Origin of the sequence: Streptomyces canus 299MFChir4.1 (genome assembly GCF_000383615.1) — a bacterium.
GTDB lineage: Bacteria > Actinomycetota > Actinomycetes > Streptomycetales > Streptomycetaceae > Streptomyces > Streptomyces canus_C.
Window position 1 is genome coordinate 209,581 of the sequence record NZ_KB911592.1, and the last position, 26,251, is coordinate 235,831.

Genomic DNA, 26,251 nt, shown 5'->3' on the forward strand with positions numbered 1-26,251 from the left:
CGTGCCGGCACGGAGGGTGGCAGTCTGCCGTGCCTACGTCCGGCAGGGCGGTTTCGGGGCTGCTCCGCTCGTCGCCGGTGCCGCAGCGGATCACCGTGCGTCGTACGGGACTTAGCCGGTCGATATCCGAAGCCGGCACCCCCTCCGCGTTCGACTCCGTGGACCCGGCTCCGTACTTCGGTATCCGCGTCCGGCCCTGAAGCACTGGACTGGGGTGTCACCCCGGTGCGAGCGCACCGGGATCCGCGGTTCTGTGTGCACGCCGGGTCGACACACTCGTACGAGAGGGGCCCCACCATGACCGCTCCGCTTCCCGTGATCTTCATCCACGGACTCTGGTTGCACAGCACCTCGTGGCAGCCGTGGATCGACCTGTTCCGCGACGAGGGATACGACCCGTCCGCGCCCGGGTGGCCCGGCGACCCGGACACCGTCGAGGAGGCACGCCAGAACCCGGAGAGCATCGCCGGTCACGGCATCGACGACGTCGTCGAGCACTACGCGACCCTGATCGCGGACCTGCCCGTGCGGCCCATCGTGATCGGCCACTCCTTCGGCGGGATGATCGCGCAGAAGCTGCTCGGCCAGGACCGCGCCGCCGCCGCGGTCGCCATCGACGCCGCACAGATCAAGGGCGTCCTGCCCCTGCCGCTGTCCGCACTGAGGGCAACGTTCCCGGTCTTCAAGAACCCGGCCAACAAGCACCGGTCGGTCTCGCTGACCGCGGAGCAGTTCCGGTTCGCGTTCGGCAACGCGCTCTCGGAGGAGGAATCAACCACCCTGTACGAACGGTGGACCATCCCCGCGCCGGGCAAGCCGCTGTACGAGGCCGCCTCCGCCAACTTCAACCCGCACTCGCCGGCGAAGGTCGACACGCAGAACAGCGGACGCGGTCCGCTGCTGCTGATCTCCGGCGGCAAGGACCACACGGTGCCCGAGACGGTCACCCGGGCCACCCTCAAGCAGTACCGGCACTCCGAGGCCGTCACCGACATCCTCAACTTCCCCGACCGCGGGCACTCCCTGACGATCGACGACGGCTGGCGCGAGGTCGCGGACACCGTCCTCGGCTGGCTGCGCAAGCAGAACCCGGAGGGCGGACGATGAGCTCCCCCACCTCCCCCACCTCCCCTGCCACCGGAGCCTCCGGTGCCGACGCGCACCTGGCCGGGCGTACCGTCGTCGTCACCGGCGCCGGGCGCGGCATCGGGCTGGCCGTCGTCGAGGCTTTCCTCGCGGCCGGCTCCCACGTGGTCGCCGGGTCGAGGGAACGCATCGAAGCCCTCGACCAGCTCGTGAAGCAGGGCGCTGAACTCACCGTCGTGGAGCTCGACCTCGCGACGTCCGACGGTCCGAACGCGCTGGTCGCCGAGGCCGTCGCGGTCCATGGCGGTCTCGACGTCCTCGTGAACAACGTCGGGGCGGTCCGGCCGCGGGTGGACGGCTTCCCGGGCGTGACGGACGAGGACTGGGACTGGACGTTCACGGTCAACTTCATGGCCGCCGTCCGTACGACCCGGGCCGCCCTGCCGCACCTGCTCGCCACCGGCGCGGGGCGCGTCGTCACCGTCTCCTCCGTCAACGCCCGGCTGCCGGACCCGCTGGTCATCGACTACGGCGCGGCGAAGGCAGCGCTGACCAACTTCTGCAAGGCCCTGTCCAAGGAGGTGGGGCCACACGGCGTGCGGGTCAACACCGTCAGCCCCGGCCCGGTGGAGACGGCGCTGTGGCAGGGTGCCGGCGGTGTCGCCGCCACCGTCGGCGAGTCCCTCGGCGTCGACCCCCGCGAGGTGGCCCGCGGCGCGGCGGGCCAATCGGCGACCGGCCGCTTCACCCGGCCGTCCGAGGTCGCCGATCTCGTGGTCTACCTCGCCGGTCCGTCGGCGGCACCGGAACCCCGTGGGCGTTGGGGCTGCTCGCCCGCTGCCGGGCCCTGATGACCGACGACGACACAGCCGAGCAGCTGTACCAGGAATCCATCTCGCAGCTCGAGAAGGTCCCGGTGGCCGTGGAGCCGGCGTGGTCGCGCCTGCTCTTCGGCGAGTGGCTCCGCCGCAGCAGGCGTCGTGCCGACGCCAGGGTCCAACTGCGGTCCGCGTACGAGTCCTTCGAGTCCTGGGGAGCCGCACCTTTCGCCGAGCGGGCGCGGGTGGAGCTGCTGGCCACCGGAGAGACGGCACGCAAACGAACCGTCGACACCCAGTTCGACCTCACCCCGCAGGAACTCCATGTGGCGGCACGGGCGGCGTCAGGGCTGACCAACGCGGAGATCGCCACCCAGTTGTTCGTCACCACCTCGACCATCGAGTTCCATCTGAGCAGGGTCTTCCGCAAACTCGGCATCACGTCCCGCAGGCAGATCGGACGCAGGCTGAGGGAAACAGCGGAACGAGCGACATATCCGGAGCGGACGGCAAGCAGCGCGTGAATGACCACGGTTACGCCAAGGCGTCACGCGGGCGGACGGGTGAGTCTGGCGGCCACGGCGTCGAGGACCCAGTCCAGGCCGGTCACGAAGGATGTCTCGGCGTCCACGTCCGTGCCGTCGTGGACCGCCTTGGCGAGCGCCGGGAAGCGGCCCGTGTCCAACATCTTCGTCACGTGCGGGCCGGAGGCGCGCTGCCAGTCGCGCTTGGACAGGCCTGTGGCGTGCTCGGCCCGGAGGTTCGCGATCTCGCGCCTGATCGCGCCGGTGAAGTAGGCACTGACGGTCTCCACGGCGCGCATGACGGTGTCGATGTCGGCGAGGCCGTCGAGGGCGGCCAGTTTGGCCTCGGTCACGGCGAGGCCGTTCGGGCCCAGGGTCGGCCGGCCGCCTAGCAGGTCGGCCAGCCATTGGTGCCGGAGAGCGGCCTGCCGAGTGCGGAGGGCGAGGCTGCGCAGTGCCTCCCGCCAGTCGCCAGGCTGCTCCTCGGGGAGGATCTCGGCCTGGACCTCGTCCACCATGAGGTCGAACAGCTCCTCCTTGGTGGAGATGTATCCGTACAGCCGCATCGGGCCGGCGTTCAGCCGGGCGGCGACCTTGCGCAACGACACCGCCTCAAGGCCGCCCTCGTCGGCCAGCGCGATGGCGGCGCCGACGATCCGCTCCCGGTCGAGCGGCACGGGGCGAGCCGACGGCTCCGGTCTGTCCCACACAGTCATGGTCCCACCGTACTGTTGCGATACATCGTCACGGATCAATACAGTGTATCGACATGAGACATCGCATCGCAGTGGTCGGGAGCGGCCCCGGCGGCCTCACCTTCGCCCGCGTCCTGCACCGCCATGATCACCTCGTCACCGTCCTCGAACGCGATCCCGGCCCCGACGCCCGCCCCCCGGGCGGCACGCTGGACCTGCACGAAGGACTCGGCCAGCGCGCGCTGGAAAAGGCGGGCCTGCTGGCGGAGTTCGAGGCGCTGTCTCGTCCCGAGGGCCAGGCCATGCGCATCCTGGACACGGACGGGACCGTCCTTCGCGACTGACGACCGCGTCCGGATGACCGGGCCAATCCCGAGATCGACCGCAGGCAACTCCGTGACCTGCTGCTGGCCCCTCTCGACGTCCAGTGGGGCCGGAGCGTGACACGAGTGGTGCCGGGGCAACAGGACGGCGCACAGGTCCATTTCGCGGACGGGCGACAGGAGACGTTCGACCTGGTGGTCGGCGCGGACGGCGCCTGGTCACGGACCCGCCCGGCGGTCTCGCCGGTGGCGCCGCACTACACGGGCGTCACCTCGGTCGAGACCTCCCTCGACGACGTCGACACCCGCCACCCGGACCTCGCCCGGTTGATCGGCGACGGTTCCGTGTCCGCGTACGGCGCGAACCGCTCCCTCGTCGCCCAGCGCAACAGCGGCGGCCACGTCAAGGTGTACACCAAGTTCCGCGCGCCGCTGGACTGGCACACGCACCTGGACCTCGCCGACGCCGAGGCCGTGCGAGCGAGCCTGCTGGCCCTGTTCGACGGCTGGGCCCCTCCCATCCTCGACCTCCTCCGCCACGGCACCGCCTTCGTCCACCGCCCCTTCTACGCCCTGCCCGTGTCCCACACCTGGACCCACGTCCCCGGGGTGACACTCCTGGGCGACGCCGCCCATCTGATGCCCCCGCTAGGGGCGGGCGCGAACCTCGCGATGCTGGAAGGGGCCGAACTCGCCGAGTCCATCGCCACCGCTCCCGGAGATCTGGACGAGGCCGTCCGCGCCTTCGAGGAGCGGATGTGGGCACGGGCCGGTCGGTGGGCGAAGATCACGACAGCCGGACTGGAACGCCTCGTCAGCCCCGATCCCGCCGAAGCCATCGCCCAGTTCGACCAGGTCCAGCCATCCTGACGGCCAAGCGCGGGGAGCGCGGACGGGGATGTTGACGGCCTCTGCGAGCGACGGCATGATGACCGACTGCGTGGCCTACGCCGAACCTCCCGCGACCGTCCCCAGCACGGTCTCCCGTCGGAGGCAAAGGGACCAGCGTCTCAGGCCGTTGTCGCAGTCCGATCGCCTGGAGCGAGGTTGCTGGGGAGCTGTCGTTCAAGGCGTGGAAGGCCGCGATGACTGCCCGTAGGAACTTCAAGCGCCAGGTGCGTGCCCGCGCCGCCAAGACCGGCGAGTCCTACACGTCCGCCCTCCGGCACTTCCTTCCGACTCCCTCAGGAGACGTCATGTCGGAAGCAAGGAACCCCGAAAGCGTACGGCTCGCCGTAGCGCAGACCCCGGTACGCGAAGACCCCCGAGACGTTGAAGCGCTGCGCGCGAGCGGACGTGAGGTCCGTGCTCTGATGCGCGAGGCCAGTGCTCGGGGGGCGAGGATCGCGCACTTCCCGGAAGGCGCGCTCTGCTTTCCCAGCAAGCTCGTGATGTCCGTCGACGGCCCGGACGCGGTCGGCCCGGCGGACTGGAGCCGGTGCCAATGGCCGGTTCTGCAAGCGGAGTTGGCTGCGATCGCCGGGTTGGCCGGCAGGTTGCGGTTGTGGACGGTGATCGCGTCGGTGCACCGTCTCACCGACCCGAACCGCCCCCACAACAGCCTTTACGTCATCTCCGACCGCGGCGAGGTCGTCACGCGGTATGACGAGCGCCTGCTGTCGAAGACGAAGGTCTCGTACATGTACTCGCCTGGCGTCTCCCCCGTGACCTTCGAGGTCGACGGTGTGCGCTTCGGCTGCCTGCTCGGCATGGAGATCCACTACCCGGAGTTGTTCGCGGAGTACGAGAAACTGGATGTCGACTGCGTCCTGTTCTCCACGAGCGGCACCCCGGGCAATACCGCCGCCCAGGCCCAAGGCCACGCCACGGTCAACAGCTACTGGGTCAGTTTGTCCGTACCCACGCAGCACCCCACGCCATCCGGAATCGTCGCTCCCAACGGCGAATGGCTTGCGCGGTGCCCTGCGGACGGCTCCCTGTCGGTAGCCGTCGTGAACCTCGACGACAGTTCCGAGGCAGCTGCCGACGCGGTGACCTACGGGCGTCCCTGGCGTCGTGAGGCGCGCGCGGGCATCTACGCCGAGCACCAGGTGAACGACCCGCGCAGCGAAGACCGGACAACGGCCTTCTAGAGATCTCCGAGGGTGCGGGCTGGCGGCCGAGGAACGGGCTCGATGTGAGCAAGTCCGGCCCGTGGCCGCCGATCCGATCGAAGTGGGGGCCGGCGACCGGGAGCCGGCCCGGCGGTTGAGGGTGACCCGGGTGTCGGCGAATCGCCGGAGGCGGGGGTTGGCTTCAGGCGGTCGACGGACCCTTGCCTCCAAGGTCGCCGGCGGCGCCGCTGCAAGCTCGACCGGACACAACTTCCGGTAAGAGGCGGACGGCGGACTTGGGCGCCCGGCTGTGCTTCGGGGACGACGCCGGCCAAGGTCTGAGGGCGCCCAAGGGCCGCACCCGAGGCTCGACCGTGGTCCCGCGAAAGGCCGTCGCAAGGGTTTCACCGAGTCCGACCACGTCCGTCACCCCCGACGAAGGCGTGTGGTCGCACCGCCCTGGCAGAGTTTCGTCGGGCTTTCAGCGGGTGATCGAGACGGCGAAGGGCGCGAAGCCGCTGGATCGGATCACGTGGGGTACGAACAGGATCGCGGCCTCGGCGGCCCGCGCGGTCTCGATCCCGCCGAGGTCCGTGATCCACTCCTGCTGCCAGCTGAGGTCGCCGAGGAGCCCGCGTACGACCTGCTTGGCCTCCGCGTCCTCGCCTGAGAGGAAGACGGTCGGTGTCTGAGTGAGGGCGGTGGGCGCGGTCATCACCGTGTAGAGCATCGTGTTGAGCGTCTTGACGACCCGGGTGTCGGGGAGAGCTTCTTGAAGTCGCTCCGCGAGGCTCGAGCCGGGATAGAGCAGGTCGGCGGGCAGTCCGTCCGGTCCGTCGACGGTGGCGTTGGAGACGTCCACGAGAATCTTGTCCCGCAGTTCCTCGCGCAGCGCGATGAGCCGTTCCAACGACCCGGCGCCCGGGGTGGCGTTGATGACGATCCGCGCTGTCCGGGCGGCGTCGGCGGCAGAGCCCGGTGAGCGGTCCGCCACGGTCACCTCGTGTCCGGCCCGGGTGAGGGCCGGGGCGAGGCTGCCGCCGACGCGGCCGTTTCCGAGAACTGCGATCCTGGTCATGCTGGTGTGGTCCTTTCGGCGTTTTCGGTTCTTGTGGCAGTCGGTCAGCGGGAGAGCGTGGTGACGGCGTCGGTGTGCACGCCGGGCGCGGCGGCCAGGAAGCTCTCGCTCTCCGGGGTCCAGGGGCAGCCCTCGGCGTCGGAGATCCGCCCGCCGGCCTCGGCGACGAGCAGCGCCCCGGGAAGCAGGTCGGCGCGGGCCCCGGCGAACTGCCAGAAGGCGTCGATCCGGCCGGCCGCCACGTTCAGCAGGTGCAGGGTGGCGGGCACGGATGTGCGTACCACGAGCGCGTCGAAGAGCATCGCGGTGATGGAGGAGCCGATGCGCCGCACGACCGTCTCGTCCTCGTCCGGCCTGGCCTGGCTCGTCGCCACGAGGCTCAGGCCGAGGTCCGTGGTCGGGGACACGTGCAGAGGGCGGCCGTCGAGGTGGGCGCCGGCACCGGCGAGTGCGGTGTAGGTCTCACCCGTCAACGGCAGGTGCACCGCGGTGAGCACCGGCTGGTTGTCGCGCACGAGAGTGGCGGTCACCGCCCAATCCGGCAGGGCGTGCAGGTGGTTGACGTTGCCTTCGGCCGGATCCAGGACCCACCATTCACCGGGAGGCAGGGCCCCGCCCGCGAGTTCGTCCTCCACCAGGCGGGCGTCAGGACGCAGGAGGGCGAGGCGCGGGCGCAGGATGTCGAGGGCCACGTCGTCGTTGGCGGCGAGCGCCCGCATCAGCTCTTCGCGGGTCTCGTAGCGGACCACGTCGCCGAACCTCTCCCGCAGCGCCGAACCCGCATCGCGCACGGCTATCGCGGTCTGCGCGAGCAGGTCGGCGTCGGACGTGGAGTCGACGGTGGCGGCGATCCCGGTGGTCTGAATCGACTCGGGCATGGCGGTGCTCCCATCTGAGCAGGGGGGATGAGGCGGAGGCGGACCAGGCGGAAACCGTCTTTCTCTCGCGCCTGCACCTCGAAGATAGGAGGGCCCATCATTAACTGCAAGTGCATGTAAAGCACGGCTAGGATGACTCTCATGCAATTGGACTTGAACCTGCTCGCCGCGCTCGATGCGCTCCTGGAGGATGGCAGCGTCGCCGGGGCTGCTGCGCGGCTGCACGTCACCGCCCCCGCGATGAGTCGAAGCCTCGGCCGGATCCGGCGCACGACGGGGGATCAGATCCTTGTCCGTACCGGGCGCACGATGACCCCGACGCCGTACGCGATCGCGGTCCGGGAACAGGTTCACGAGCTGCTGCAGCAGGTCCAGGGAGTCCTGGCACCGAGCCGCGAACTCGACCTCACGACGCTCGAGCGCACCTTCACACTCCGCTGGCACGACTCACTCGTCGCCCTCGGCGGCCCCGCGCTTCTCGCGGCCGTACGCGAGCAGGCGCCGGGCGTGCGCCTGCGCTTCGTCGCGGAGTCGAGCTTCGACACCCCCGAGCTGCGGCGCGGCGAGATCGACCTGGAGGCGAACGCGAACCGCCCGACCGCACCCGACCTCCGCGCCGATCGGGTGGCCGAGACCCGGCACGTCATCGTCGTGCGGCGCGGGCACCCGCTCACCCGGGTCAAGGCCGTCACCGCCGCGCGATACGCCGCGGCCGAGCACATCACGGTCTCTCGGCGCGGAAAACTCAGCAACGCCCTCGACGACGCTCTCGCGCGGCTCGGCCTCACCCGACGGGTGGTGGCTGGCGCGCCCACCGACGGGGCCGCGTTCGAGTTCGTGCGCGGCTCCGACCTCCTCGTCACAGCCCCCGAAGCGACGACGCGTTCAGCGGCCACGGCTCTCGGTCTGACCCTGCTCCCCCTGCCGTTCGAACTGCCGCCGGCCGCGGTGTACCTGTCATGGCATCAGCGCTATGACACCGACCCCGCACATGTCTGGCTACGCGATCTGGCACGGACCGCGTTGGCGGCCCCGCCGTGACCCACACCTCCCCTAGGGATCAGTCATCTTCGGCATCGATCATGCGGGGAGCCGCAAGACGCCCTACCGGCGTACCGCCGAGATCAGTCCGCCGGGCCGCTCCTCGCGCTGCGGCGGGGTGCCGACCGGGCGGCCGTAGGCGGCAGCGCACTCGCGCAGGGTGTGGCTGCGGGCCTCCCAGCCGTGCCCCGCCAGCCAGGCGACCGGGTCGTCGGGCATCTCCGAGATCCACATGGCCGCCGCCGATCCCGGCACCGCGTCCGCGCCGAAGCGCTCGATCACGCCCCGCGAGCCCAACGTCAGACCCATCCGACTGCCTGCCGCCGACTGCGCACTGATGTGGGCCAGCAGCAGCTCCACCGCATCCTCGGGCAGATAGATCAGCAGTCCTTCGGCGATCCACGCGGTCGGCTCGGCCGGGTCGTGCCCTGCGGCGGCCAGCGCGCCTGGCCAGTCCTCCCGCAGATCCACCGCGACGGTGATCCGTTCGCAGCGCGCGACGGCCCGTTCCTGGCGCAGTACCGCGGCCTTGAAGTCCAGTGGGGCGGCGGTGTCCACCTCGAACAGCCGGGTGCCCTCGGGCCAGTCCATCCGGAAGGCCCGGCTGTCCATGCCCGCGCCGAGCAGCACGACCTGCCGGACTCCGGACGCGCAGGCCCGCCGCAACAGGTCGTCGAGGAACTTCGTCCTGATGACGATGGAGAACGACACGGCGAGCCGGCGGCGTCGCGCGCCCTCGTCGTCGGGCAGCGGCGGCGAGGCGGGCCACAGGCCGCCGGCGGCAGCGAAGGCCCGTGCCAGTGGGTCGCGGAACAGCGCGTTCTCCCGCTCGGTCTCCAGCGCCCGCACCCTGGCCACCCCCACCGACGTGGCCCACACTCCCGACGGCTGCACCCGCTCCTGCTCATCAGTCACCACGCCACCCTAGAGGGTCGGTTCAAGGTGGCCTGATGAGCGGAGCTGGTCCTCTGACCGGAAGGGAGGCAACGCCTGATCAACTGAAGACCCCCGGCTGCTGGGCCGGTTCAGCCTGTCTGGGCGAGGAGTTCCTCCGACAGGGCCCACAGGCGTCGGCCGTTGTCCGGGTCCACGGCGTAGCGGGCGACGCCGTGCAGGGTGCCGGAGCGGCGGTCGACGATCTCGGTCTCGGCGCAGTCGACGAAGTAGCGGCCGCCGACGCCTTCGAGCAGTGGCGAGGTGGCGAGGAGTGCCGATGTGGCGGCGCCCTGTTCGACGGATTTGATCAGCTCGGCGGGGACGCGGCCGCTCCCCCGGCCGCCGGTGTGCCGTTGCAGGTTCGTGTAGACGGCGCCCGGCATCAGGGCGTTGGCGGTGATGTTGTCGTCGGCCCAGCGGCGGGTCGCTTCCACCGCGAACAGGACGTTGGCGGTCTTGGACTGTCCGTAGGCGAGCCACGGGTCATAGGGGCGGAAGGCGAAGTTGACGTCGTCCCACACGATCGGTGACTGCTGGTGACCGGTGGAACTCACCACTACGACACGGGCGTTGCCGTCGGCGGCCAGCGCGGTGTGCAGGCCGGTGGCGAGGGCGAAGTGGCCCACGTGGTTGGTGGCGAACTGCGACTCCCAGCCCTGCTCGGTGTACTGCTCGGGGCAGGCCATGACACCCGCGTTGTTCACCAGGACGTGCAGCGGGCCCTGCCAGGCGGTGGTGAAGGCCCTGACGGACGCGGGATCGGACAGGTCGAGGTGCAGGGTCCGCACGTCCTGGTTGCCGGTCGATCCGGTGATGTCCTTGGCGACGCGTTCGCCCGCCGCCACGTCCCGTACGGCGAGCGTGACGGTCGCACCGGTCGCCGCCAGGGCGCGGGCCGTCTCCGCCCCGATCCCGGAGGAGGCGCCGGTGACCACCGCACGGCGGCCGGTGAGGTCGATCCCTGACACGACCTCGTCGGCGGTGCTGGAGAAACCGAACGGGGTGGTGATGGCACTCATGAGTGAACTCCTTGCTGTGTGCTCAGGTGTGGCGCGACGGCTCCGCGCGTTCAGGGCGTGAGGATGCCGTCCTGCTCCACCGGAGGGGTGCCGTCGTACCAGTCCAGGGCCTTGCCGAAGCGGATCAACTCGCCGTACAGGGCGGGATCGGCGCCTTCGGTGAAGACCAGGTCGAGCAGGGCCGCGGCGGCCTGGGCCGGTGACTGCGCCTGGCTGTAGTCGCTGAACCAGGGGCGCGAGGTGGCGGTGTCGACCATGCCGGGGCACACGGACGCGATCAGTGTGCCGGCGGCGAGGTCGCGTGCGCGGCGCTCGGCGGCGAGGGCACGGACCGCGGCGACCTGGGCCACCTTCGAGGGCACGTTCAGCCAGACCGGCCAACCCGCCTCCTGCGCGGTCCTGTTGTGGATGGCGCCGCGCCAGGACTCGACGGCGTACTCGACCTGGTCGAGGCTCGCACCGTCGAACAGGTGGCGCAGCCGCGGGTCGAGACGGCCGAGGGTGCCCAGGCTGCTGGCCACGACCAGCAGCCGACCGCCCGGGCGAAGGACAGGGCCGAAGGAGCGCAGGATCGCGTGCGTGGCGGTGTTGGAGACGTCGATGAACTCGTCCGCCCGCTCGGCCTGTGACTCTTCGGGTCGTAGGCGGGTGACGGCGTTGGAGATGACGACGTCGACGCCTCCGTGCCGGGCGCGGAGGTGCTCGGCGAGGCGGGTGATGGCGTCGGTGTCGGTGACGTCCAGAACCCGGCCCTCGACACGGGCGCGGGTAGCGGGCAGCCGGCTGACCTCGCCGGCTGCGTCGGTCACGCGGCGGTGGCTGCGGCCGGTGAGCAGGACCAGGTCGTCCGGGCTCATGCGGGCGGCCAGTCCTTCGACCAGGGCGCGACCGAGTCCTTGGTTGGCGCCCGTGACGAGGGCGATTCGGGATGCGTTCACGCATGCCACGCTAGGAACCCCTCGTCCATGAGTCCAACGAAAGTTCGGCACGGGTAGCATGCGTAAACGTCATGGACTTCTCGGATGTGTCACTCACCGCTCTGCGCGTCTTCCGCGCCGTCGCCGAGCAGGGAACCTTCACCGCGGCCGCCGCGTCGCTGGGTTACACCCAGTCCGCGGTCTCCCGGCAGATCGCCTCGATCGAACGGGCCGCGGGCGCCGAGCTGCTGGAGCGCCGGCGCGACGGCGTACGGCTCACCGCGGCCGGGCGGGTCGTCCTGCGCCGTGCGACGACCGTGGTCGACGAGATCGACGCGACGGCCCGCGAACTGTCCGGCCTGCCCGGTCAGGCGGGCACGGTCCGCCTGGGATGGTTCCCCAGCGCCGGCGCCGTTCTGGTCCCCCGCACCCTGGCCGCACTGCGCCGCACGGACCCGGACCTGCACATCATCGGCCGGGAGGGCAGCACCCCTGCGCTGGTACGCGCCGTGCGGGCCGGCAGCCTGGATCTCGCCCTGCTCGCCTCGGCCCCGCCCTTCCGGCCGCCGGACGCCGAATCGCCCCCGCTCGTGCTGCAGACACTCACCGAACGCGTCCTCTGCCTGGCGGTGCCCACCACCCACCCCCTGGCCCGCGGCGACTACGTCGACGTGGCCGACCTGCGGGGACAGCGCTGGATCGCCGGTTCCTCCTCCGGAGAGGACAAGCTCATGGGCGTGTGGCCGGGCCTGGACGAGCGGCCCGAGATCGCCCACACAGCTCGCGACTGGCTCGCCAAGCTCCACCTGGTCGCCGCCGGCTGCGGACTGACCACGGTGCCCGCCGTACTCGCATCCGCCGCGCCACCCGGCGTCCGCGTCCTGCCCGTCCGCGGCGGCCCCCAGGAACAACGGCGCCTGCTCCTGGCCCGCCTCCCCAACCCGCCGACCACCCCGAGCGTGCGCGTGGCAGCCGCCCTCCGCGCGACCGCCCTCGCCGCAGACACGCCCCTTCCGGACACACCTCCCTCGTGACGAGGAAGCGAGCACGTACGGCGGCGCCCGCACAGATGCTCAACGGCCGCTTCCCGCACGGGCGGAGGGCGGCCCGCGAGTGATGCGTACGGCCTCTCCGCGCCGCCGACGAGGATCGACAGTCAGTCCCCCGCCGTCTCGATCAGTTCGAGGAGATTGCCTTCCGGGTCGGCGATGTACGCGTACCGCATGCCTTCGGACACGCCGGGCGCAGGGGGCGACACCGGGGCCGCGCCGCACTCGACGGTCAGGCGCGCGAACGCGGCGTCGAGATCCCCGACCTGAAGAGCGAGGTGGGTGAAGGTCTGCGCGGCGGTGGCGGCGAACGGATCGGCGGGCGAGACGGGGCTCGAGCCGGGACGTTCGACGAACTCCACCCGCAGGCCCGCCGTATCGCTCAGAACGACGGTACGCACGCCCGCCTCGGGCATCTCCAGGCGCTCCGCGACATGGGTCAGCGCGAAGGCGTCGCCGTACCAAGCCTCCTGAGCGGTCAGGTCGCCGACCGACAGGCTGATGTGGTGGAAACGGACAGGGGTCAGGGCTCCCATGGTTAATACCTTTCACCTGGTAAGTGGTGTTAACCTTAGCTCCATGAGCCCTCCCGTCAAGCGGCGTCCCACCGGCCACCACCACGGGGACCTGCGCAACGCCCTGTTGCTGGCAGCCCTTGAGCTGGTCGGCGAACGAGGCCCGCACGGCTTCACCCTCGCCGAGGCCAGCCGCCGGGCCGGAGTGAGCGTCGCGGCGCCGTACAAGCACTTCACCGACCGGGAGACGCTGTTGGCCGAGCTCGCCACGCAGGGCTACCGCGAGCAGCGGGACCGGTTCGCCGTGGCCGTGGCTGCCGACGAGGACCCGGTGGAACAACTCGCGTCCTTCGCGTCCGCCTACGTCCGTTTCGCCGCGGAGAAACCGGCCCTGTTCGACATCACCTTCAACGCGGGCCTCGACAAGTCCCGGTTCCCGGATCTGGCCGCGGCCGGAGACGAGGTGGCCCGCCTCCTGCTGCCGGTGGCCGGCCGGCTGGCCCCGGACCAGGAGGCCGCGTTCGACCTGCTGCTCCGCGTGGCCGCCGCCGCTCACGGCCTTGCCGTATTCCTACGCCAGGGCCTGTTCGGAGTGGGCAGCGGAGCCCTCGCCGACACGGAGGAGAAGGCCGCCCGCACGGCTCGGGACATCGCACGGCAGCACAACGCCTGATCGACTAGTCGTTCACGAACTGGTCATTTGCCGACACCGTGGGCGAGAAGGCTCTCCGCGGTGTCCTCGATGGTGTCCTCGATGGGACGGGGCCGCCATCCGAGGAGCCGTTCGGCCTTGGCGCTCGTGGCGTCGAGATCCCGGCCGAGCTGATGCCTCAGCAGGCGCAGTTCCGGGTTCGCGACGCCCAGCGCGCGTGCGAGCCACACGGGCAGTTCACGGGTCGGGGCCTGCGCGGCGCGTTCACCCAGGCGGTCCCGCAGGATGCGCGCGATCTCGACAACACGCAGGCTGTGCCCGGCGATCGCGAGGAAGCGTTCGCCGGCGGCTGCCGGATCGGCCATCGCACGCAGGTGCAGATCCGCAACGTCCCGGACATCGACGAAGCCCATGCCGAAGGGAGGGCACGCGGGCACCCGCCCTTGGAGCATGCGGCGCACGAGACGCAAGGAGGGCGGGTCGTCGGGGCCGAGCAGTGGCCCGAGGACTCCTACGGGATGAATCGCCGTCAGTTCCAGAGTGCCGCCCTCTTCTTTGATGAACTGCCAGGCGGCGCGCTCGGCGAGCGTCTTGGACCGCTGATAGGGCGGGATGTCGGCGTCGACGTCGGTCCAGTCCTCCTCGGTGAACGGCGTCGAGCGCGGCGGATGCCCTATTCCCACGGCGCCGAAGGCGCTCGTCAGGACGACCCGACGCACGCCGGCGTCCCGGGCGGCGCGCAGCACCCGCAGGACGCCCTCCCGTGCCGGGACCACCAACTCGTCGTCATCGGTCGGGGTGAGGCGCAGCGTCGGCGAGGCGACGTGAAGAACGTGGTCGCAGCCGGCGACGGCGTCCTCCCAGCCGTCGGGATGTTCGAGGTCGGCGCGTACGACCGCGAGACGGTCGTCGTCGAACGTCGTCGCCGCGTGGAGCCAGGAGCGCAGTTCCGGCTCACGCTGTGGGTTGCGGACAGTGGTGCGGACGGTGTGCCCGGCGTCGAGCAGGGCCCGCACACACCAGCTCCCGATGAATCCTGTTCCTCCGGTGACCAGTACGCGTGTCATGTGTGTCTCCTCAGCTCGCGAGTCGTGTGTCGAGAGACGTCAGCGGGTGCTTGGCATCACGCCGTCGGGCAGCGGCCACACTGCTTCCGAGGAGGGCGTGGCCGATCATGATGGGGTAGATCACGGCGCGCTCGAACATGCCCACGTTCCACATCCAGCCGGTGAACACGTCCGCCATGAAGAGGGGAAACGCGACCAGCCCGGCGGTGCCGAGCGCGACACTCGCGAGGGACCGGCCCCTGCTGAGACCGATGCGGGTTCCGCCGGATCCGACGACGATCGCCATGAGATTTCCGGCGAGCATGACGCCCTGCGCGCCGAGGGTGTGAAACGCGATCAGGCCGTTGTCGACGTTCGCGAGGGAGCCCTGGAAGATGCCGACGAGCGAGACCCCGGTGCCGGCGAGGACGGCGAGCGTCACGACGAGGGTGGGGCGCACGCCCTGGCGCGGGTCGAACACGAGGAAGGCACCGACGACCAGGAGGATGCCGTAGATCACCCAACCGGTGTCCATGACGGCGCCGAGCGGGGAGTTGGCGACCTGGCCGAACGCGGTCTGCGGCGGGCCGGTCAGGCCGAGGTGGCTGACCCAGTTGTACAGGGGCGAGTACGGCGGGTCCTGCCATGCGGCGGCGGTGACGAACTCGGCGGTCCAGGACACGAGCGGGCCGAGGAGGATGAGGAGGGCTCCGGCGCGGGCAGCCGCGCCGGAGCGGACGATGGGGTTCATGCCAGAGCCATGCCGGGGACGCGCTGCCGGATGGCCTCCATCTCGGCCTCGTCGGAAACACCCTGCCAGTCGTATCGGGGGGTGTACGGCGACTCCAGGGCACGCAGCTCGTCAGCAGCGAGCTCGATGTCGAGGGAGGCCACGGCTTCGTCGATCTGCCGGATCGAGCCGGCGCCGACCAGCGGTGCGGTGACGACCGGCTGACGGCGCAGCCAGGCGAGCGCTATCTGCGCGCGGCTCGCGCCGTGGGCGTCCGCGACCTGGCCGACCGCGTCGATGATCGCGTGGTTGGACCCCTCTTCCGCGGGCGAGTACAGCAGGTCCGCATAGGCTCCGTCGGTCTCGGAGCGCGCCGTCGAGCGGGCGTCGTCCCAGCCCCGGGCGAGGCGGCCGCGGGCCAGCGGCGACCAGATGATCGTGCCGACGCCCTCGTCCAGGCACAGCGGGATCATCTCCCGCTCCTCCTCACGGGCGAGCAGGTTGTAGTGGTTCTGCATGGACACGAACCGTGCCCAGCCGTTCTGCTTCTGCAGGTTGAGCGCCTTCGCGAACTCCCAGGCGTGCATGGACGAGGCGCCGAGATAGCGGACCTTGCCTGCCTTCACGAGGTCGCTGAGCGCCTCCAGCGTCTCCTCCCACGGAGTGGCGTGGTCGTTGCGGTGGATCTGATAGAGATCGATGTAGTCGGTGCCCAGGCGGCGCAGCGAATGGTCGACCTCGGTCATGACCGCCTTGCGCGACAGTCCCCGTCCGTTCGGTCCCAGCCGCATCGGGTGGCGGAGCTTCGTGGCGATCACCACGGCGTCCCGGTCGGCGAAGTCCTTGAGTGCGCGGCCGAGGATCTCCTCGCTGGAGCCGTTCGAGTACATGTTGGCGGTGTCGAAGAAGTTGATGCCCGCGTCCAGGGCGTGCTTGATCAGCGGGCGCGCCTCCCGCTCGCCCCTCGACCAGACGGGGTGGCCCCGGTCGGGCTCGCCGTAGGTCATCGCGCCGATGGCGATCGGGGACACGTCGAGGCCGGTCGTGCCGAGCTTGATGTATTGCATGACGCTCCTTAGAGTATGCGGAGAGCTCTCCACATAACGTAGTGGAGAACTCTCCACTTAGCAAGGTGAGGTCCCGTGGTCCGTTCAGACGCCCTTGAGAACAGAGCGCGCATCCTCGCTGCCGCCCGCGAAGCGCTCACAGCGGACGGCAACACGTCGATGAACCAGATCGCCCAGCGCGCAGGGGTCGGCGCCGGCACGCTGTACCGCAACTTCCCCACGCGCGAAGCGCTGGTCCTGGCCGTCTACCAGGACGAGGTCACCCGCATCGTCGGCACCGCGCCGGAGCTGCTGGCGAAGATGCCGCCCCTGGAAGCGCTTCGCCACTGGACGACCGACCTCGTCGAGGCCATGCGCAGAAAGCACGGCCTGGGGGACGCCCTCAGCCCGGGTGCGCACCAGGCGATCAGCGAGCAGAGCTACGGCCCCGTCGTCGCCGCCATCACCGAACTCCTCGACGCCGGCAAGAAGGACGGAAGCATCCGCGTGGACGCCGACCCCAGTGACTTCCTCCAACTCACCGGCGCACTCTGGCGCGCCGCGTCCACCCCGCAGGACCGCGCGCCCCACATGCTCGCGCTCATCCTCGACGGCCTCCGCACGCACCGGTAGACGCCGAGCAGCGCAAATTGGCCACGGCAATCTGCAACTCCTGGTCCCCGATACGCTGTTGGTTGGGGATCGGGGCTTCGGGGGTTCGGTTTCGGGGGATCGGGGGTCAGTGGTGACAGGTGGTCATCAAGACGTCCGTACGGTCGAGGTGCCACCGCGCTTGGGAGCGATCGCCGATCTGACGCCGGTGCGTGACCAGGAGCGGCCCACGTGGCTGGCGCTGGGCGAGGACGGGACGATCAGCCGCTGGGACGTGACAACCGGCGATCACGAGGCAGTCGGGACCACAACCGTTGCGGCAGAACCCGACCACGAACCATGGAACGACCGCGAGCTTCGCACACGCCTGCACGCCTCCCACGACGGCAGGTTCGCCGCGGTGGTCCACGACTACGGACGGTTCGGGGAGGTGGTCGACCTGCGGACCGACGAGGTCACGCTGGCCTTGGAGAACGACGGTTACCACTCAGAGACCGTGCCGTTCTCGCTGGCGTTCGGACAGAGCCTCGGGCGCCGCGTCGTGATCCACCGCACGGACTGGAACCGACTGGATGTGTCGGACGCGGAAACGGGAGCGCTGCTGACCGATCGGTCGTTCCCCGCGCCCGCCGAGGCAGACGGCTTGCCGGAGCACCACCTCGACTACTTCCACGGCGCCCTGTACGTGAGTCCTGACGGCCAGCGAGTCCTGGACGACGGCTGGATATGGCATCCGATCGGCGTCCCCTCGGTGTGGGATCTCGGCCAATGGATCGAGGGCAACGTGTGGGAGTCCGAGGACGGTCCGAGCCGGGTCGATCTGTGCGGCCGGGCGGACTACTGGGACCACGCCATGACCTGGATCGACTCCGTCCGGGTCGCCATCGGGGGAATCGGCGATGTCGACCGTGCCATGCGGCCCGGGGCACGGATCTTCGATACGAGTCGACCCAGCGAGAGCGGAGCGGCCGTAGAGCTCCTTGCGTTCGAGGGCCCGACCGGGCGCTTCTTCAGTGATGGCACCCGCCTGTTCAGTTCCGGTGACACCGGTCTGTCGACATGGGACCCGACCGAGGGGAAGCTCTTGGGCACCGTTCCCGGCTTCTCCCCCACGCATCACCACCCGAGCGCCCGGCAGTTCTTGCAGCTCGCTGACGGCGTGGTCCGTCTGTGGACTGCGTGACGGACTGTCCCGAAACATGCATGAACATCCATAAGGCAAGGAAAACCAACAAAGAGCGATTTATTTTTAAATGCCCGGTATGAGACCCGCAGGTCCGGCAACCCGCACGGCATGGTACGGACATTGAAACGGCATGGAAGGCACGGCGGGCACAGCGTGGCCGACCGCGAGGTCGAGGCTGGTCGGGGGACGGGTGCCGGACCGGATGAGCAGGTGGAGCGGCAGTCACCGGACACCCCGACTGACCTGCCCAAAAGCTCCTGGGGGATGGTACTGAAGGGCACGCTGAAGGAGTTCAAGAGAGATGAGCTGACCGATCGGGCCGCAGCGCTGACCTACTACGGAATCCTGGCGCTGTTCCCGGCCCTGCTGGCGCTGATCTCGCTGCTCGGGATCGCCGGCCATTCGGCGACGCAGAAGGTGCTGGACAACATCCAGAAACTCGCCCCGGGCGCGGCGCGCGACGTGCTCACCAGCGCGGTGAAGCAGATGCAGGGCAACGCCGGGATCGGCTCGGTCATGGCGATCGTAGGCCTGGTTCTCGCGGTGTGGTCGGCCTCCGGCTATGTCGCCGCGTTCATCCGCAGCGCCAACGCGGTCTACGACGTCCCCGAGGGCCGCCCGGTGTGGAAGGTGCTGCCGGTCCGGGTCGGTGTGACCGTGGTGCTCCTGGTCCTGGCCGTGATCAGCGCGCTGATCGTCGTCTTCACCGGCAGCCTGGCACGACAGGTCGGTACCACGCTGGGCGTCGGGGACACGTTCCTGACGGTGTGGTCGATCGCCAAGTGGCCGGTGCTCGTGCTCCTGGTCACCACCATGATCGCGATTCTTTACTGGGCGACACCGAACGCGAAGGTCCGCGGCTTCCGCTGGATCACACCGGGCAGTTTGCTGGCTCTGGTGATCTGGATGATCGTCTCCGCCGGCTTCGCGCTGTACGTGGCGAACTTCGCCTCGTACAACAAGACCTACGGCACGTTCGCCGGCGTGATCATCTTCCTGGTGTGGCTGTGGATCACGAACCTGGCGATCCTGCTCGGCCTGGAGTTCGACGCCGAGATGCACCGCCAGCGCGTCGTAGCGGGCGGCCATCCGGCCGAACAGGAGCCGTATGTCCAGCCGCGCGACACCCGCAAGTGGGACGAGGAGGACCGCCAACGCCTTGAGTCATGAGCGGTCGAGATCACGGCCGCGGCCTCGTCGGGCCCCGCCCGACGCCTCCACAGCGACCTCGCACGTCACAGGATCTACCGGACGCCGACGAAGGACAGGTGAGAGCACCCATGACAGCTGAAGGCTCCCAGCGCACCGGCGGCGCAGCGCAGGAACCGGTCGGCGACCTGGTCCAGCGCGCCTCCCAGCAGTTGTCGCAGCTGGTCCGCGAGGAAATGCGCCTGGCACAGGCCGAGATGACCCAGAAGGGCAAGCGGTTCGGCAAGGGCGGCGGCCTGTTCGGCGGCGCCGGCCTGATGGGTGTCCTCACCCTGCAGGCACTGGTGGCGACCGGGATCGCCGCGCTCTCGCTCGTCCTGGACGTATGGGCGGCGGCGCTGATCGTCACCGCCGCCCTGGCCGTCGTCACCGCGCTGATGGCGCTGGTGGGCAAGCAGCAGATCAGCAAGGCATCCCCGCCGGCGCCCGAACAGACCATGGACAGCGTCAAGGCCGATGTGGCCGAGATCAAGGAGAAGGCACAGCGATGACCCCGGACAAGCCGCACAGCGGCGATGAGGCAGCACCCTCCCCGGAGGAACTGCGGGAACAGGTGGAGTCGACCCGCCAGGAGCTCGGCGAGACCGTCGAGGCGCTCGCGGCCAGGACCGACGTGAAGACGCGGGCCCACGAGAAGACGACCGCCGTCAAACAGCAGGTCGCGCAGAAGACGACACAGGTCAGGACCCAGCTGCGGGACAAGGCGTCGCACGCGGCACACATGGTGCAGGACAAGACGCCGGAGCCGGTGCGGGCGAAAGCCGCCGCCGCTTCCGGGCAGGTCCGCGAGAAGGCAGTACATGCCGGTCAGCTGGCCCGGGAGAAGGCTCCGGAGCCGGTACGCGAGAAGGCCGGCCAGGGCATGCAGGCGGCACGGGCCAACCGCGTCCCGCTGCTCGCCGCGGCCGGCGCGCTCGTCGCGGTGCTGTCCATACGCCGGCTCAGGCGGCACCGATGAAAGCGTCCGAACTCGCCTACAAGCCGGTCGGCATGGCCATGGGCGCCGTCAGCGGCGTGGTGGCCGGCTCGGTGTTCAAACAGGTCTGGAAGAAACTCGGACATGACGAGGACGCCCCCGACGCCACCGACGAGCAGCGCACCTGGCGCGAGGTCCTGACCGCAGCCGTCCTGCAGGGAGCGATCTTCGCCGGGGTCAAGGCCGCCGTGGACCGAGGCGGCGCCACCGCCACCCGCCGGCTGACCGGAACGTGGCCCGGCTGACCGATGAGTTTTCGGTGATCGTGGCGTCTGTCCTTCGACGAAGGGAGCGCACCATGCGCAAGATCATCGTTTGTACGTTCCTGACACTGGACGGTGTCATGCAGGCGCCGGGCGGTCCCGACGAGGACGCCGAGAGCGGATTCGAGCAGGGCGGCTGGCAGAAGCCGGTGACCGACGACGAGGTCGGCGCGGCCATCGCCGACTGGTACGAGCGCTCCGACGCGATGCTGCTCGGCCGCAAGACGTACGACATCTTCGCTTCGTACTGGCCGACCGCCGATCCCGACAACCCGTTCACCGCTCGGATGAACAGCATGCACAAGTACGTGGCGTCCCGGACCCTGACGTCCGTCGAGTGGCAGAACTCCACCCTGCTGGAGGGCGACGTCGTCGATGCCGTACGCGCGCTGAAAACGACCGACGGAGGCGACATCAACGTCGTCGGCAGCGGCGACCTCGCCCAGACCCTCATGCGGCACGGCCTCGTCGACGAATACCGGCTGACCATCCATCCGGTGATCATCGGCACCGGCAAGCGGCTGTTCGCCGACGGCGCGATCCCCACCGCGCTGGAGCCGGTCAGCGTCTCGACGACCAAAAACGGCACCGTCGTCGGCGTCTACCGGCCGAACGGCAAGCCCGGGTACGACAGTTACTAGCCCGGCTGTTTGCTCGGTTTCTGGAACCCGTGTGCGGCAGGATGTGGTGGTCAGGCAGGAGCCACGACGGAAGGGGCGCCTATGTCGTCCGGGTACGGCTTTCGCCCCTGGGCTCTCGGCGTGCGGTTCGTGTTGGAACTGGCGGCCCTGACGTCCTTCGGCTTCTGGGCATGGGTCACCGCGCCCGCATCCCTGCAGTACGTCTCCGTGATCGCCGCGCCCGTGGTGGTGGCGGTGCTCTGGGGGGCGTTCGCCACTCCGGATGATGCATCCCGGTCCGGGAAAACGGTGATCGCGACCCCTGGCCCGCTGCGGTTCCTGCTGGAGTTGGCCGTGTTCTTCGGTGGTGCGGCGGCCTTGTACGCGGCGGGAGCCCACGCTTCCGCCGTACTGCTCGGCGCCGCGCTGGTCGTGTACCACCTGCTGTCCTGGGACCGGGTCCTGTGGCTGCTCAGGCATTGAGCAGCCACACCGCAGCCATCCGACCTCTAATCCAACTCTCTTCCACGCGCACCCCATTGACACCCCTCAACACCTCCTCAATCATCAAGACATCCGATGATTGAGGAGCCGTCATGAGTACGTATCCAAGACGTCAGGTCCTCGGCGTCACGGCGGGTGTCACTGCCTCGGCCGCGCTCTCCCTCATCCCCGCGACCGACGCCCAGGCTGCCCAGGCTGCCCAGGAAGTCGAACAGCACCCGGGGACATGGGCGGCCGTGCCCGCTCCGGTTTCCATCCCGCTCGACAGCCTGTATGACAACGACGGCATCGACACCGCCTCCGCGCGAGGCGGCGACTTCGACGGCTCCGGCTACACGTTCCCCGGCGAGGAGCTCCCGGCCGGCCGGGTGGAGGTGGACGGCGTTCCCTTCGTCTTTCCGTCCTCGGCCGAGGACGCGAAGAACAATCTCGTCGCGCTCGGGCAGCGCATCGACCTGCCCAAGGGGCGCTACATGGCGGCCCACTTCCTCACCTCGGGGAGTTACGGCAACGCCTCGGGCAAGGCGACCGTGCACTACGCGGACGGCTCGACCACGACGGCCGGCCTCACCGGAGCCGACTGGTACGCGGCGGGCGGTTCGCTGTCGGCGTCGTATCGCTACGGTCCTGACGGCGCGAAGGACGAACACAGCGTCGGCATCGGCACCTCGGAGGTGTGGATCGATCCGCAGCGCGAGGCCATCGCCATCAACTTGCCGGTCACCGCCGCGCCCGAGCCGAACCAGACCTCGCTGCACGTGTTCGCACTCTCCCTCCAGCCGGTCGCCCAGGGTCGCGCGCTGGTCCTGCGCGACGTCCACTCCACGAACTCGCTCCTGGCGTCCACCGGCGCCCAGAGCGTCGAGGCCACCGTCGTCAACGCGGGCACCGCAGCCGTGTTGGCCGGCGACGACGTGTCGGTTCGGGTCGCGGTGCCGGGCGCCCGGACCGTGGAGCCCGCCGTCGTCCGCCGCCTCGACCCCGGCGAGCAGGCTCGCGTCCGTATCGGCATCCGCAACCGCGCGGGGACGGCACCTGGCACGTCCCAGGACGGCGTGGTGACGGTCACCGGCCGTGGCGCCACGGCCGCCACGCGGCGCAGCCGGCTGTCCCTCGGCGTCGCCGACTACCAGCCGACCGAGACCTCCCTCTCCGGTCACCAGGCGCCGTACTGGTTCCACAGCGCCAAGTTCGGCATCTTCATCCACTGGGGCGTGTACTCGGTGCCCGCCTGGGCGCCGGTCGGCACGCAGTACGCCGAGTGGTACTGGGACCAGATGCAGGACCCCAACAACCCCACCTACGCCCACCACCGGGACACCTACGGCGAAAACTTCGCCTACGACGACTTCATCCCGCACTTCACGGCGGAGAAGTTCGACCCACGCGCCTGGGTCGAACTGTTCCGGGACGCCGGTGCCCAGTACCACGTGCTGACCTCCAAGCACCACGAGGGATTCGCCCTGTGGGACACCAAGGTCTCCGACCGCAACGCCGTGAAGATGGGCCCGAAGCGGGACCTGGTCAAGGAGCTGTTCGAGGCGTCCCGGCACTACACGCCCGAGCTCCACCGCGGCCTCTACTTCTCGATGCCCGAGTGGTTCAACCCGGACCAGCCCTGGATGGGCCACGCCCCGCGCAACCCGTACACCCTCGATCCCGTGCCCTACACCGGATACAGCGCGGGCAAGGACTTCGTGAGGGACTATCAGGCCCCGCAGATGCTGGAGCTGATCCACGGTTACGACCCGGAGCTCATCTGGTGCGACATCGGCGGCGCCAACGACAGCGTGCACGTGCTCGCCGAGTACTTCAACCACGCCAAGAACCGGGCCCGTCCCATCGACGTCACCGTCAACAACCGCTCGGGCATCGCCTTCCACGACTTCACGACACCCGAGTACACGACGTACGACAACACCGTGATCGCTAAATGGGAGTCCAGCCGCGGCCTTGACCCCTTCAGCTATGGCTACAACCAGGCCACGCCCGACGGCTCCTACATGACGACGGAACAGGTCGTGCACAGCCTGGTGGACATCGTCTCCAAGAACGGCAACTTCCTGCTGGACATCGGCCCCCGCGCCGACGGCACCATCCCGGAGATCATGCAGACGCGGCTGCGGGAGACGGGCCGGTGGTTGCGGACGAACGGCGAAGCCGTCTACGACACGACGTACTGGTCGAAGACGGCGGAACTGGGCGAGGACCTCCGCTTCACCGTCCGCCCGAACCAGGCCTTCTACATCCACTCCCTGGCCCAGCCGGGCTCACGGCTCACCGTCGAGGCGCCGGTACCGATCCGCGGCGGGGACACGGTGACGATGCTGGGCCACGACCGGCCGCTGAGCTGGAGCGTTCGCAACGGAGCGCTGGCGATCGACGTTCCCGCGGCAGCCCGCAAGGCAGGACAGCACGTGTGGGTCTTCAAGGTGAAGTGGAGCTCCTGACCGACGGCACCGAACCGACAGCCGTTTCTGCCCATCATGTGGTGTTCGATCCGGGCTCCGCACTGCCCGCGGAGCTGCGGGAGGACGTGACCGCCCGCGGCTCGCTCAGCGTCTTCCGGATGATGACGCACTCTCCAGCGCCCGGGTCCGGGACGGGTCAGGGTGTGATGGGGGATCACTTGGGGGCGGACCCCGATGCCCGAGGGCGGGACCGCTGACAGGGTGGCGGGCATGACCTCAACGCGCATGTCACGCAGGTCCTTTGTGAACGTCGCCGTGTCGGGGGCGGCCGCGCTGGCCGCCACCGCCGTACTGCCCGTGCAGCGGGCGACCGCGTTGTCCGCGCCGCTCCCGCCACTGGACCCCACCGCCCTGCGGGCGGCCATCGACGATCTGGAGCACCCGCCGTCGACCGCGGCCCAGCTGCGTGTCGGCGGCACGTCCGGCTCCTGGCGCGGCACTTCGGGGCCGGCCGACATCAGAACGCAGCGTCCTGTGAGGGGGGACGACAGGGTCCGGATCGGAAGCGTCACCAAGGTCTTCGTCGCCACGGTGGTGCTTCAACTGGTGGCGGAGCGGCGGATCAGCCTGGGTGCGCCGGTGGGGCGCGTCCTGCCGGGGCTGCTGCCGGACCGGTTCGCGGCTGTCACCTTGGCGCACCTGTTGAACCACACCAGCGGGTTGCCCGACCACGTGGGCATCCCGGACCCGCGCACCGCGGAGGAGGTGTTCCGCCACCGCTTCGACCACTGGACGCCTCAGGAGTGGGTGGCGACGGCGACCCACGGACCGCTGAAGTTCGCCCCCGGCACCCGGCAGGAGTACCGCGGCATCAACTACGCACTGGCCGCACTGATCATCGAAAGGGTGACGGGCCGCTCGTACCCGGAGGCCGTCGCGGCCCGCATCCTGCGTCCGCTGGGCCTGGCGCGCACCGCCGTGCCGGGCGACGACCCGCACATCCACGGCCGGCACGTGCACGGCTACCTGACGATGGCCGACGGCAGCCTGCGGGACATCACCACGTACGACCAGTCGTCCAGCAGGGGCGAGGGCGACATGATCTCCACCGCGAGCGATCTCGAGCACCTGCTGGCCGCGCTGTTCTCCGGCGCGTTGCTCCCGCCCGAGCTGCTGGAGCTGATGTTCACCCTGCCGCCCGACGACGTGCGGATGCTGGACGGCTCTCCGGCGCGCTACAGCACCGGACTGCAGCAGGCCACCGTCAACGGCGTCACCTTCTGGGGCAAGACCGGGGAGACGTACGGCTACAAGAACGCCGCGTTCTCCACTCGTGACCAGCAACGCCGCTTCGTACTCGCGTACCACCCGACGACCGCCCGCGACGGCGCGGAGAGCGAGATGATCGCCCGGGTCGCGGATCTGCTCACCCGCAACCCGGCACCAGCCGCTCAACGATCGGAATCACGACCAACAGGCTACCGGCCCACATGAGATGACGTCTTACGAGCGGCGGTCGCCGCGCAGTCCGTCGGGGTCTGGTCGTAGCGCTTGCGGAAGGCGCGGGCGAAGTGGGCGCTGTCGGCGAACTGCCAGCGGGCGGCGATCTCCGTGATGGTCATGTGCCGGTGCGGGGCGATGAGCGCACGGCGCGCCTCGTCGAGGCGGCGCTCCCGGATGTAGGCACTCAGTGACTGGCCTTCATGGGTGAAAGCGCGTTGGAGGGTGCGGGCAGAGACGTTCAGCTTCCGCGCGAGTGCCGCGGCGGAGAGGCTGGGATCGGTGAGCCGCTGGTCGGCCAAGTCTCGAGCGGCCTGGGCCAGTGCCGGCGACAGCAGCGGTTCCACGTCGTCGAGGCCGCCTGTGACGGCGGCCCGGGCCAACTCGGCCAGGGTGTCGCGGGCAGCGTCGACTCCGGCCGGCCTGAGGTCGTCCAGCACGCGGCTTACCGTGGTGGCGTGCGCGGTCAGCACCCGTACCTCCGCGGTGTCGGCCGGACCGGGGGCCGGCGCGCCCCGTCTGCGTGGAATCTCGGCGGTGGGCAGGACGAGCACCTGGGCGGT

28 protein-coding genes and 2 pseudogenes are annotated in these 26,251 nt (G+C 70.0%); 19 read left to right on the forward strand and 11 right to left on the reverse strand.

The window, feature by feature from the left end; translation table 11 throughout:
- Nucleotides 1-297 precede the first annotated feature (297 nt).
- Genes H293_RS0124540 through H293_RS0124550 form a run of 3 tightly spaced genes read left to right on the forward strand, consistent with a single transcriptional unit; the run spans nucleotide 298 to nucleotide 2,428 of the window.
- A complete protein-coding gene (locus H293_RS0124540) occupies nucleotides 298-1,107 on the forward strand; it encodes an alpha/beta hydrolase (RefSeq protein ID WP_020120493.1) in 810 nt (269 codons plus the stop codon).
- Nucleotides 1,104-1,937 carry an SDR family NAD(P)-dependent oxidoreductase gene (locus H293_RS0124545; RefSeq protein WP_020120494.1) on the forward strand — a complete coding sequence of 278 codons (834 nt, stop codon included), beginning with the start codon at nucleotides 1,104-1,106 and terminating at the stop codon, nucleotides 1,935-1,937. Before H293_RS0124540 ends, H293_RS0124545 begins: the two co-directional genes overlap by 4 nt.
- Nucleotides 1,937-2,428 carry a helix-turn-helix domain-containing protein gene (locus H293_RS0124550; RefSeq protein ID WP_078612660.1) on the forward strand — a complete coding sequence of 164 codons (492 nt, stop codon included), beginning with the start codon at nucleotides 1,937-1,939 and terminating at the stop codon, nucleotides 2,426-2,428. Before H293_RS0124545 ends, H293_RS0124550 begins: the two co-directional genes overlap by 1 nt.
- A 23-nt stretch (nucleotides 2,429-2,451) precedes the next feature.
- Here H293_RS0124550 and H293_RS0124555 read toward each other — a convergent pair whose 3' ends face one another.
- Nucleotides 2,452-3,144 (reverse strand): TetR/AcrR family transcriptional regulator, encoded by a 693-nt coding sequence (locus H293_RS0124555; RefSeq protein WP_033415635.1) that lies wholly within the window; start codon nucleotides 3,142-3,144, stop codon nucleotides 2,452-2,454.
- A gap of 53 nt (nucleotides 3,145-3,197) precedes the next feature.
- On the opposite strand from H293_RS0124555, the pseudogene H293_RS52865 reads away from it, so the two are divergent.
- The 3 genes and pseudogenes from H293_RS52865 to H293_RS62000 form a co-directional block, all read left to right on the forward strand.
- A pseudogene (locus tag H293_RS52865) lies at nucleotides 3,198-4,316 on the forward strand (FAD-dependent oxidoreductase).
- Nucleotides 4,317-4,642: 326 nt separating this feature from the next.
- Nucleotides 4,643-5,539: a carbon-nitrogen hydrolase family protein gene (locus H293_RS0124565; RefSeq protein WP_259294528.1), complete on the forward strand. Its 897-nt coding sequence runs from the start codon at nucleotides 4,643-4,645 to the stop codon at nucleotides 5,537-5,539.
- Between the two features lie 19 nt (nucleotides 5,540-5,558).
- Nucleotides 5,559-5,927: pseudogene (locus H293_RS62000) on the forward strand (hypothetical protein); the annotation flags it as partial.
- 54 nt (nucleotides 5,928-5,981) lie between these two features.
- Here the strand turns inward: H293_RS62000 and H293_RS0124570 are convergent.
- Nucleotides 5,982-6,578 (reverse strand): NADPH-dependent F420 reductase, encoded by a 597-nt coding sequence (locus tag H293_RS0124570; RefSeq protein WP_020120500.1) that lies wholly within the window; start codon nucleotides 6,576-6,578, stop codon nucleotides 5,982-5,984.
- Nucleotides 6,579-6,622: 44 nt separating this feature from the next.
- On the reverse strand, nucleotides 6,623-7,456 hold the full coding sequence (locus tag H293_RS0124575; protein WP_020120501.1) for an inositol monophosphatase family protein: 834 nt from the start codon (nucleotides 7,454-7,456) through the stop codon (nucleotides 6,623-6,625).
- A gap of 141 nt (nucleotides 7,457-7,597) precedes the next feature.
- Between H293_RS0124575 and H293_RS0124580 the strand changes: the two genes are divergently transcribed.
- A complete protein-coding gene (locus H293_RS0124580) occupies nucleotides 7,598-8,497 on the forward strand; it encodes a LysR family transcriptional regulator (RefSeq protein WP_020120502.1) in 900 nt (299 codons plus the stop codon).
- Nucleotides 8,498-8,560: 63 nt separating this feature from the next.
- Here H293_RS0124580 and H293_RS0124585 read toward each other — a convergent pair whose 3' ends face one another.
- The 3 genes from H293_RS0124585 to H293_RS0124595 form a co-directional block, all read right to left on the reverse strand.
- Nucleotides 8,561-9,376 carry a class I SAM-dependent methyltransferase gene (locus tag H293_RS0124585; RefSeq protein ID WP_020120503.1) on the reverse strand — a complete coding sequence of 272 codons (816 nt, stop codon included), beginning with the start codon at nucleotides 9,374-9,376 and terminating at the stop codon, nucleotides 8,561-8,563.
- Between the two features lie 146 nt (nucleotides 9,377-9,522).
- On the reverse strand, nucleotides 9,523-10,452 hold the full coding sequence (locus H293_RS0124590; RefSeq protein ID WP_020120504.1) for an SDR family NAD(P)-dependent oxidoreductase: 930 nt from the start codon (nucleotides 10,450-10,452) through the stop codon (nucleotides 9,523-9,525).
- A 50-nt stretch (nucleotides 10,453-10,502) separates the two neighbouring features.
- Nucleotides 10,503-11,390 (reverse strand): SDR family NAD(P)-dependent oxidoreductase, encoded by an 888-nt coding sequence (locus tag H293_RS0124595; protein ID WP_020120505.1) that lies wholly within the window; start codon nucleotides 11,388-11,390, stop codon nucleotides 10,503-10,505.
- Between the two features lie 71 nt (nucleotides 11,391-11,461).
- On the opposite strand from H293_RS0124595, the gene H293_RS0124600 reads away from it, so the two are divergent.
- On the forward strand, nucleotides 11,462-12,403 hold the full coding sequence (locus tag H293_RS0124600) for a LysR family transcriptional regulator (protein WP_020120506.1): 942 nt from the start codon (nucleotides 11,462-11,464) through the stop codon (nucleotides 12,401-12,403).
- A gap of 122 nt (nucleotides 12,404-12,525) precedes the next feature.
- Here the strand turns inward: H293_RS0124600 and H293_RS0124605 are convergent, their stop codons facing one another.
- Nucleotides 12,526-12,954 carry a VOC family protein gene (locus H293_RS0124605; protein ID WP_020120507.1) on the reverse strand — a complete coding sequence of 143 codons (429 nt, stop codon included), beginning with the start codon at nucleotides 12,952-12,954 and terminating at the stop codon, nucleotides 12,526-12,528.
- Between the two features lie 43 nt (nucleotides 12,955-12,997).
- On the opposite strand from H293_RS0124605, the gene H293_RS0124610 reads away from it, so the two are divergent.
- On the forward strand, nucleotides 12,998-13,606 hold the full coding sequence (locus H293_RS0124610; protein ID WP_020120508.1) for a TetR/AcrR family transcriptional regulator: 609 nt from the start codon (nucleotides 12,998-13,000) through the stop codon (nucleotides 13,604-13,606).
- A gap of 23 nt (nucleotides 13,607-13,629) precedes the next feature.
- Here H293_RS0124610 and H293_RS0124615 read toward each other — a convergent pair whose 3' ends face one another.
- From H293_RS0124615 to H293_RS0124625, 3 genes are read right to left on the reverse strand one after another with little or no spacing between them, the layout of a single operon-like run.
- A complete protein-coding gene (locus H293_RS0124615) occupies nucleotides 13,630-14,652 on the reverse strand; it encodes an SDR family oxidoreductase (protein WP_020120509.1) in 1,023 nt (340 codons plus the stop codon).
- A gap of 10 nt (nucleotides 14,653-14,662) precedes the next feature.
- Entirely contained in the window at nucleotides 14,663-15,382 is a 720-nt protein-coding gene (locus H293_RS55145; RefSeq protein WP_020120510.1) for a DUF998 domain-containing protein, read from the reverse strand.
- Nucleotides 15,379-16,428, reverse strand: a complete 1,050-nt coding sequence (locus H293_RS0124625; protein ID WP_020120511.1) for an aldo/keto reductase — start codon at nucleotides 16,426-16,428, stop codon at nucleotides 15,379-15,381. Before H293_RS0124625 ends, H293_RS55145 begins: the two co-directional genes overlap by 4 nt.
- Before the next feature lie 75 nt (nucleotides 16,429-16,503).
- On the opposite strand from H293_RS0124625, the gene H293_RS0124630 reads away from it, so the two are divergent.
- The 10 genes from H293_RS0124630 to H293_RS49995 all read left to right on the forward strand — a co-directional run bounded on the left by H293_RS0124630 (nucleotide 16,504) and on the right by H293_RS49995 (nucleotide 25,682).
- The gene (locus tag H293_RS0124630; protein WP_020120512.1) at nucleotides 16,504-17,040 is read left to right on the forward strand and encodes a TetR/AcrR family transcriptional regulator; all 537 of its coding nucleotides are present in this window, start codon (nucleotides 16,504-16,506) and stop codon (nucleotides 17,038-17,040) included.
- 160 nt (nucleotides 17,041-17,200) lie between these two features.
- Nucleotides 17,201-18,202: a WD40 repeat domain-containing protein gene (locus H293_RS0124635; protein WP_020120513.1), complete on the forward strand. Its 1,002-nt coding sequence runs from the start codon at nucleotides 17,201-17,203 to the stop codon at nucleotides 18,200-18,202.
- Nucleotides 18,203-18,313: 111 nt separating this feature from the next.
- Complete coding sequence (locus tag H293_RS0124640; protein WP_028808159.1) at nucleotides 18,314-19,375, forward strand: YihY/virulence factor BrkB family protein; 1,062 nt, start codon at nucleotides 18,314-18,316, stop codon at nucleotides 19,373-19,375.
- Nucleotides 19,376-19,485: 110 nt separating this feature from the next.
- Nucleotides 19,486-19,905, forward strand: a complete 420-nt coding sequence (locus H293_RS0124645) for a phage holin family protein (RefSeq protein ID WP_020120515.1) — start codon at nucleotides 19,486-19,488, stop codon at nucleotides 19,903-19,905.
- Nucleotides 19,902-20,372, forward strand: a complete 471-nt coding sequence (locus H293_RS0124650) for a DUF3618 domain-containing protein (RefSeq protein WP_020120516.1) — start codon at nucleotides 19,902-19,904, stop codon at nucleotides 20,370-20,372. The genes H293_RS0124645 and H293_RS0124650 overlap by 4 nt, the downstream gene beginning before the upstream one ends.
- Complete coding sequence (locus H293_RS0124655) at nucleotides 20,369-20,635, forward strand: DUF4235 domain-containing protein (protein WP_020120517.1); 267 nt, start codon at nucleotides 20,369-20,371, stop codon at nucleotides 20,633-20,635. The genes H293_RS0124650 and H293_RS0124655 overlap by 4 nt, the downstream gene beginning before the upstream one ends.
- 53 nt (nucleotides 20,636-20,688) lie before the next feature.
- Nucleotides 20,689-21,294, forward strand: a complete 606-nt coding sequence (locus tag H293_RS0124660) for a dihydrofolate reductase family protein (RefSeq protein ID WP_020120518.1) — start codon at nucleotides 20,689-20,691, stop codon at nucleotides 21,292-21,294.
- An 81-nt stretch (nucleotides 21,295-21,375) separates the two neighbouring features.
- The gene (locus H293_RS0124665; RefSeq protein ID WP_020120519.1) at nucleotides 21,376-21,756 is read left to right on the forward strand and encodes a DUF2568 domain-containing protein; all 381 of its coding nucleotides are present in this window, start codon (nucleotides 21,376-21,378) and stop codon (nucleotides 21,754-21,756) included.
- Nucleotides 21,757-21,869: 113 nt separating this feature from the next.
- Nucleotides 21,870-24,227: an alpha-L-fucosidase gene (locus tag H293_RS0124670; RefSeq protein ID WP_020120520.1), complete on the forward strand. Its 2,358-nt coding sequence runs from the start codon at nucleotides 21,870-21,872 to the stop codon at nucleotides 24,225-24,227.
- Nucleotides 24,228-24,458: 231 nt separating this feature from the next.
- Nucleotides 24,459-25,682, forward strand: a complete 1,224-nt coding sequence (locus H293_RS49995) for a serine hydrolase domain-containing protein (RefSeq protein WP_033415659.1) — start codon at nucleotides 24,459-24,461, stop codon at nucleotides 25,680-25,682.
- Here H293_RS49995 and H293_RS50000 read toward each other — a convergent pair.
- A partial coding sequence (locus H293_RS50000; protein WP_020120523.1) for a helix-turn-helix transcriptional regulator occupies nucleotides 25,667-26,251 on the reverse strand: 585 nt, incomplete at its 5' end. The two genes, H293_RS49995 and H293_RS50000, sit on opposite strands and share 16 nt — an antisense overlap.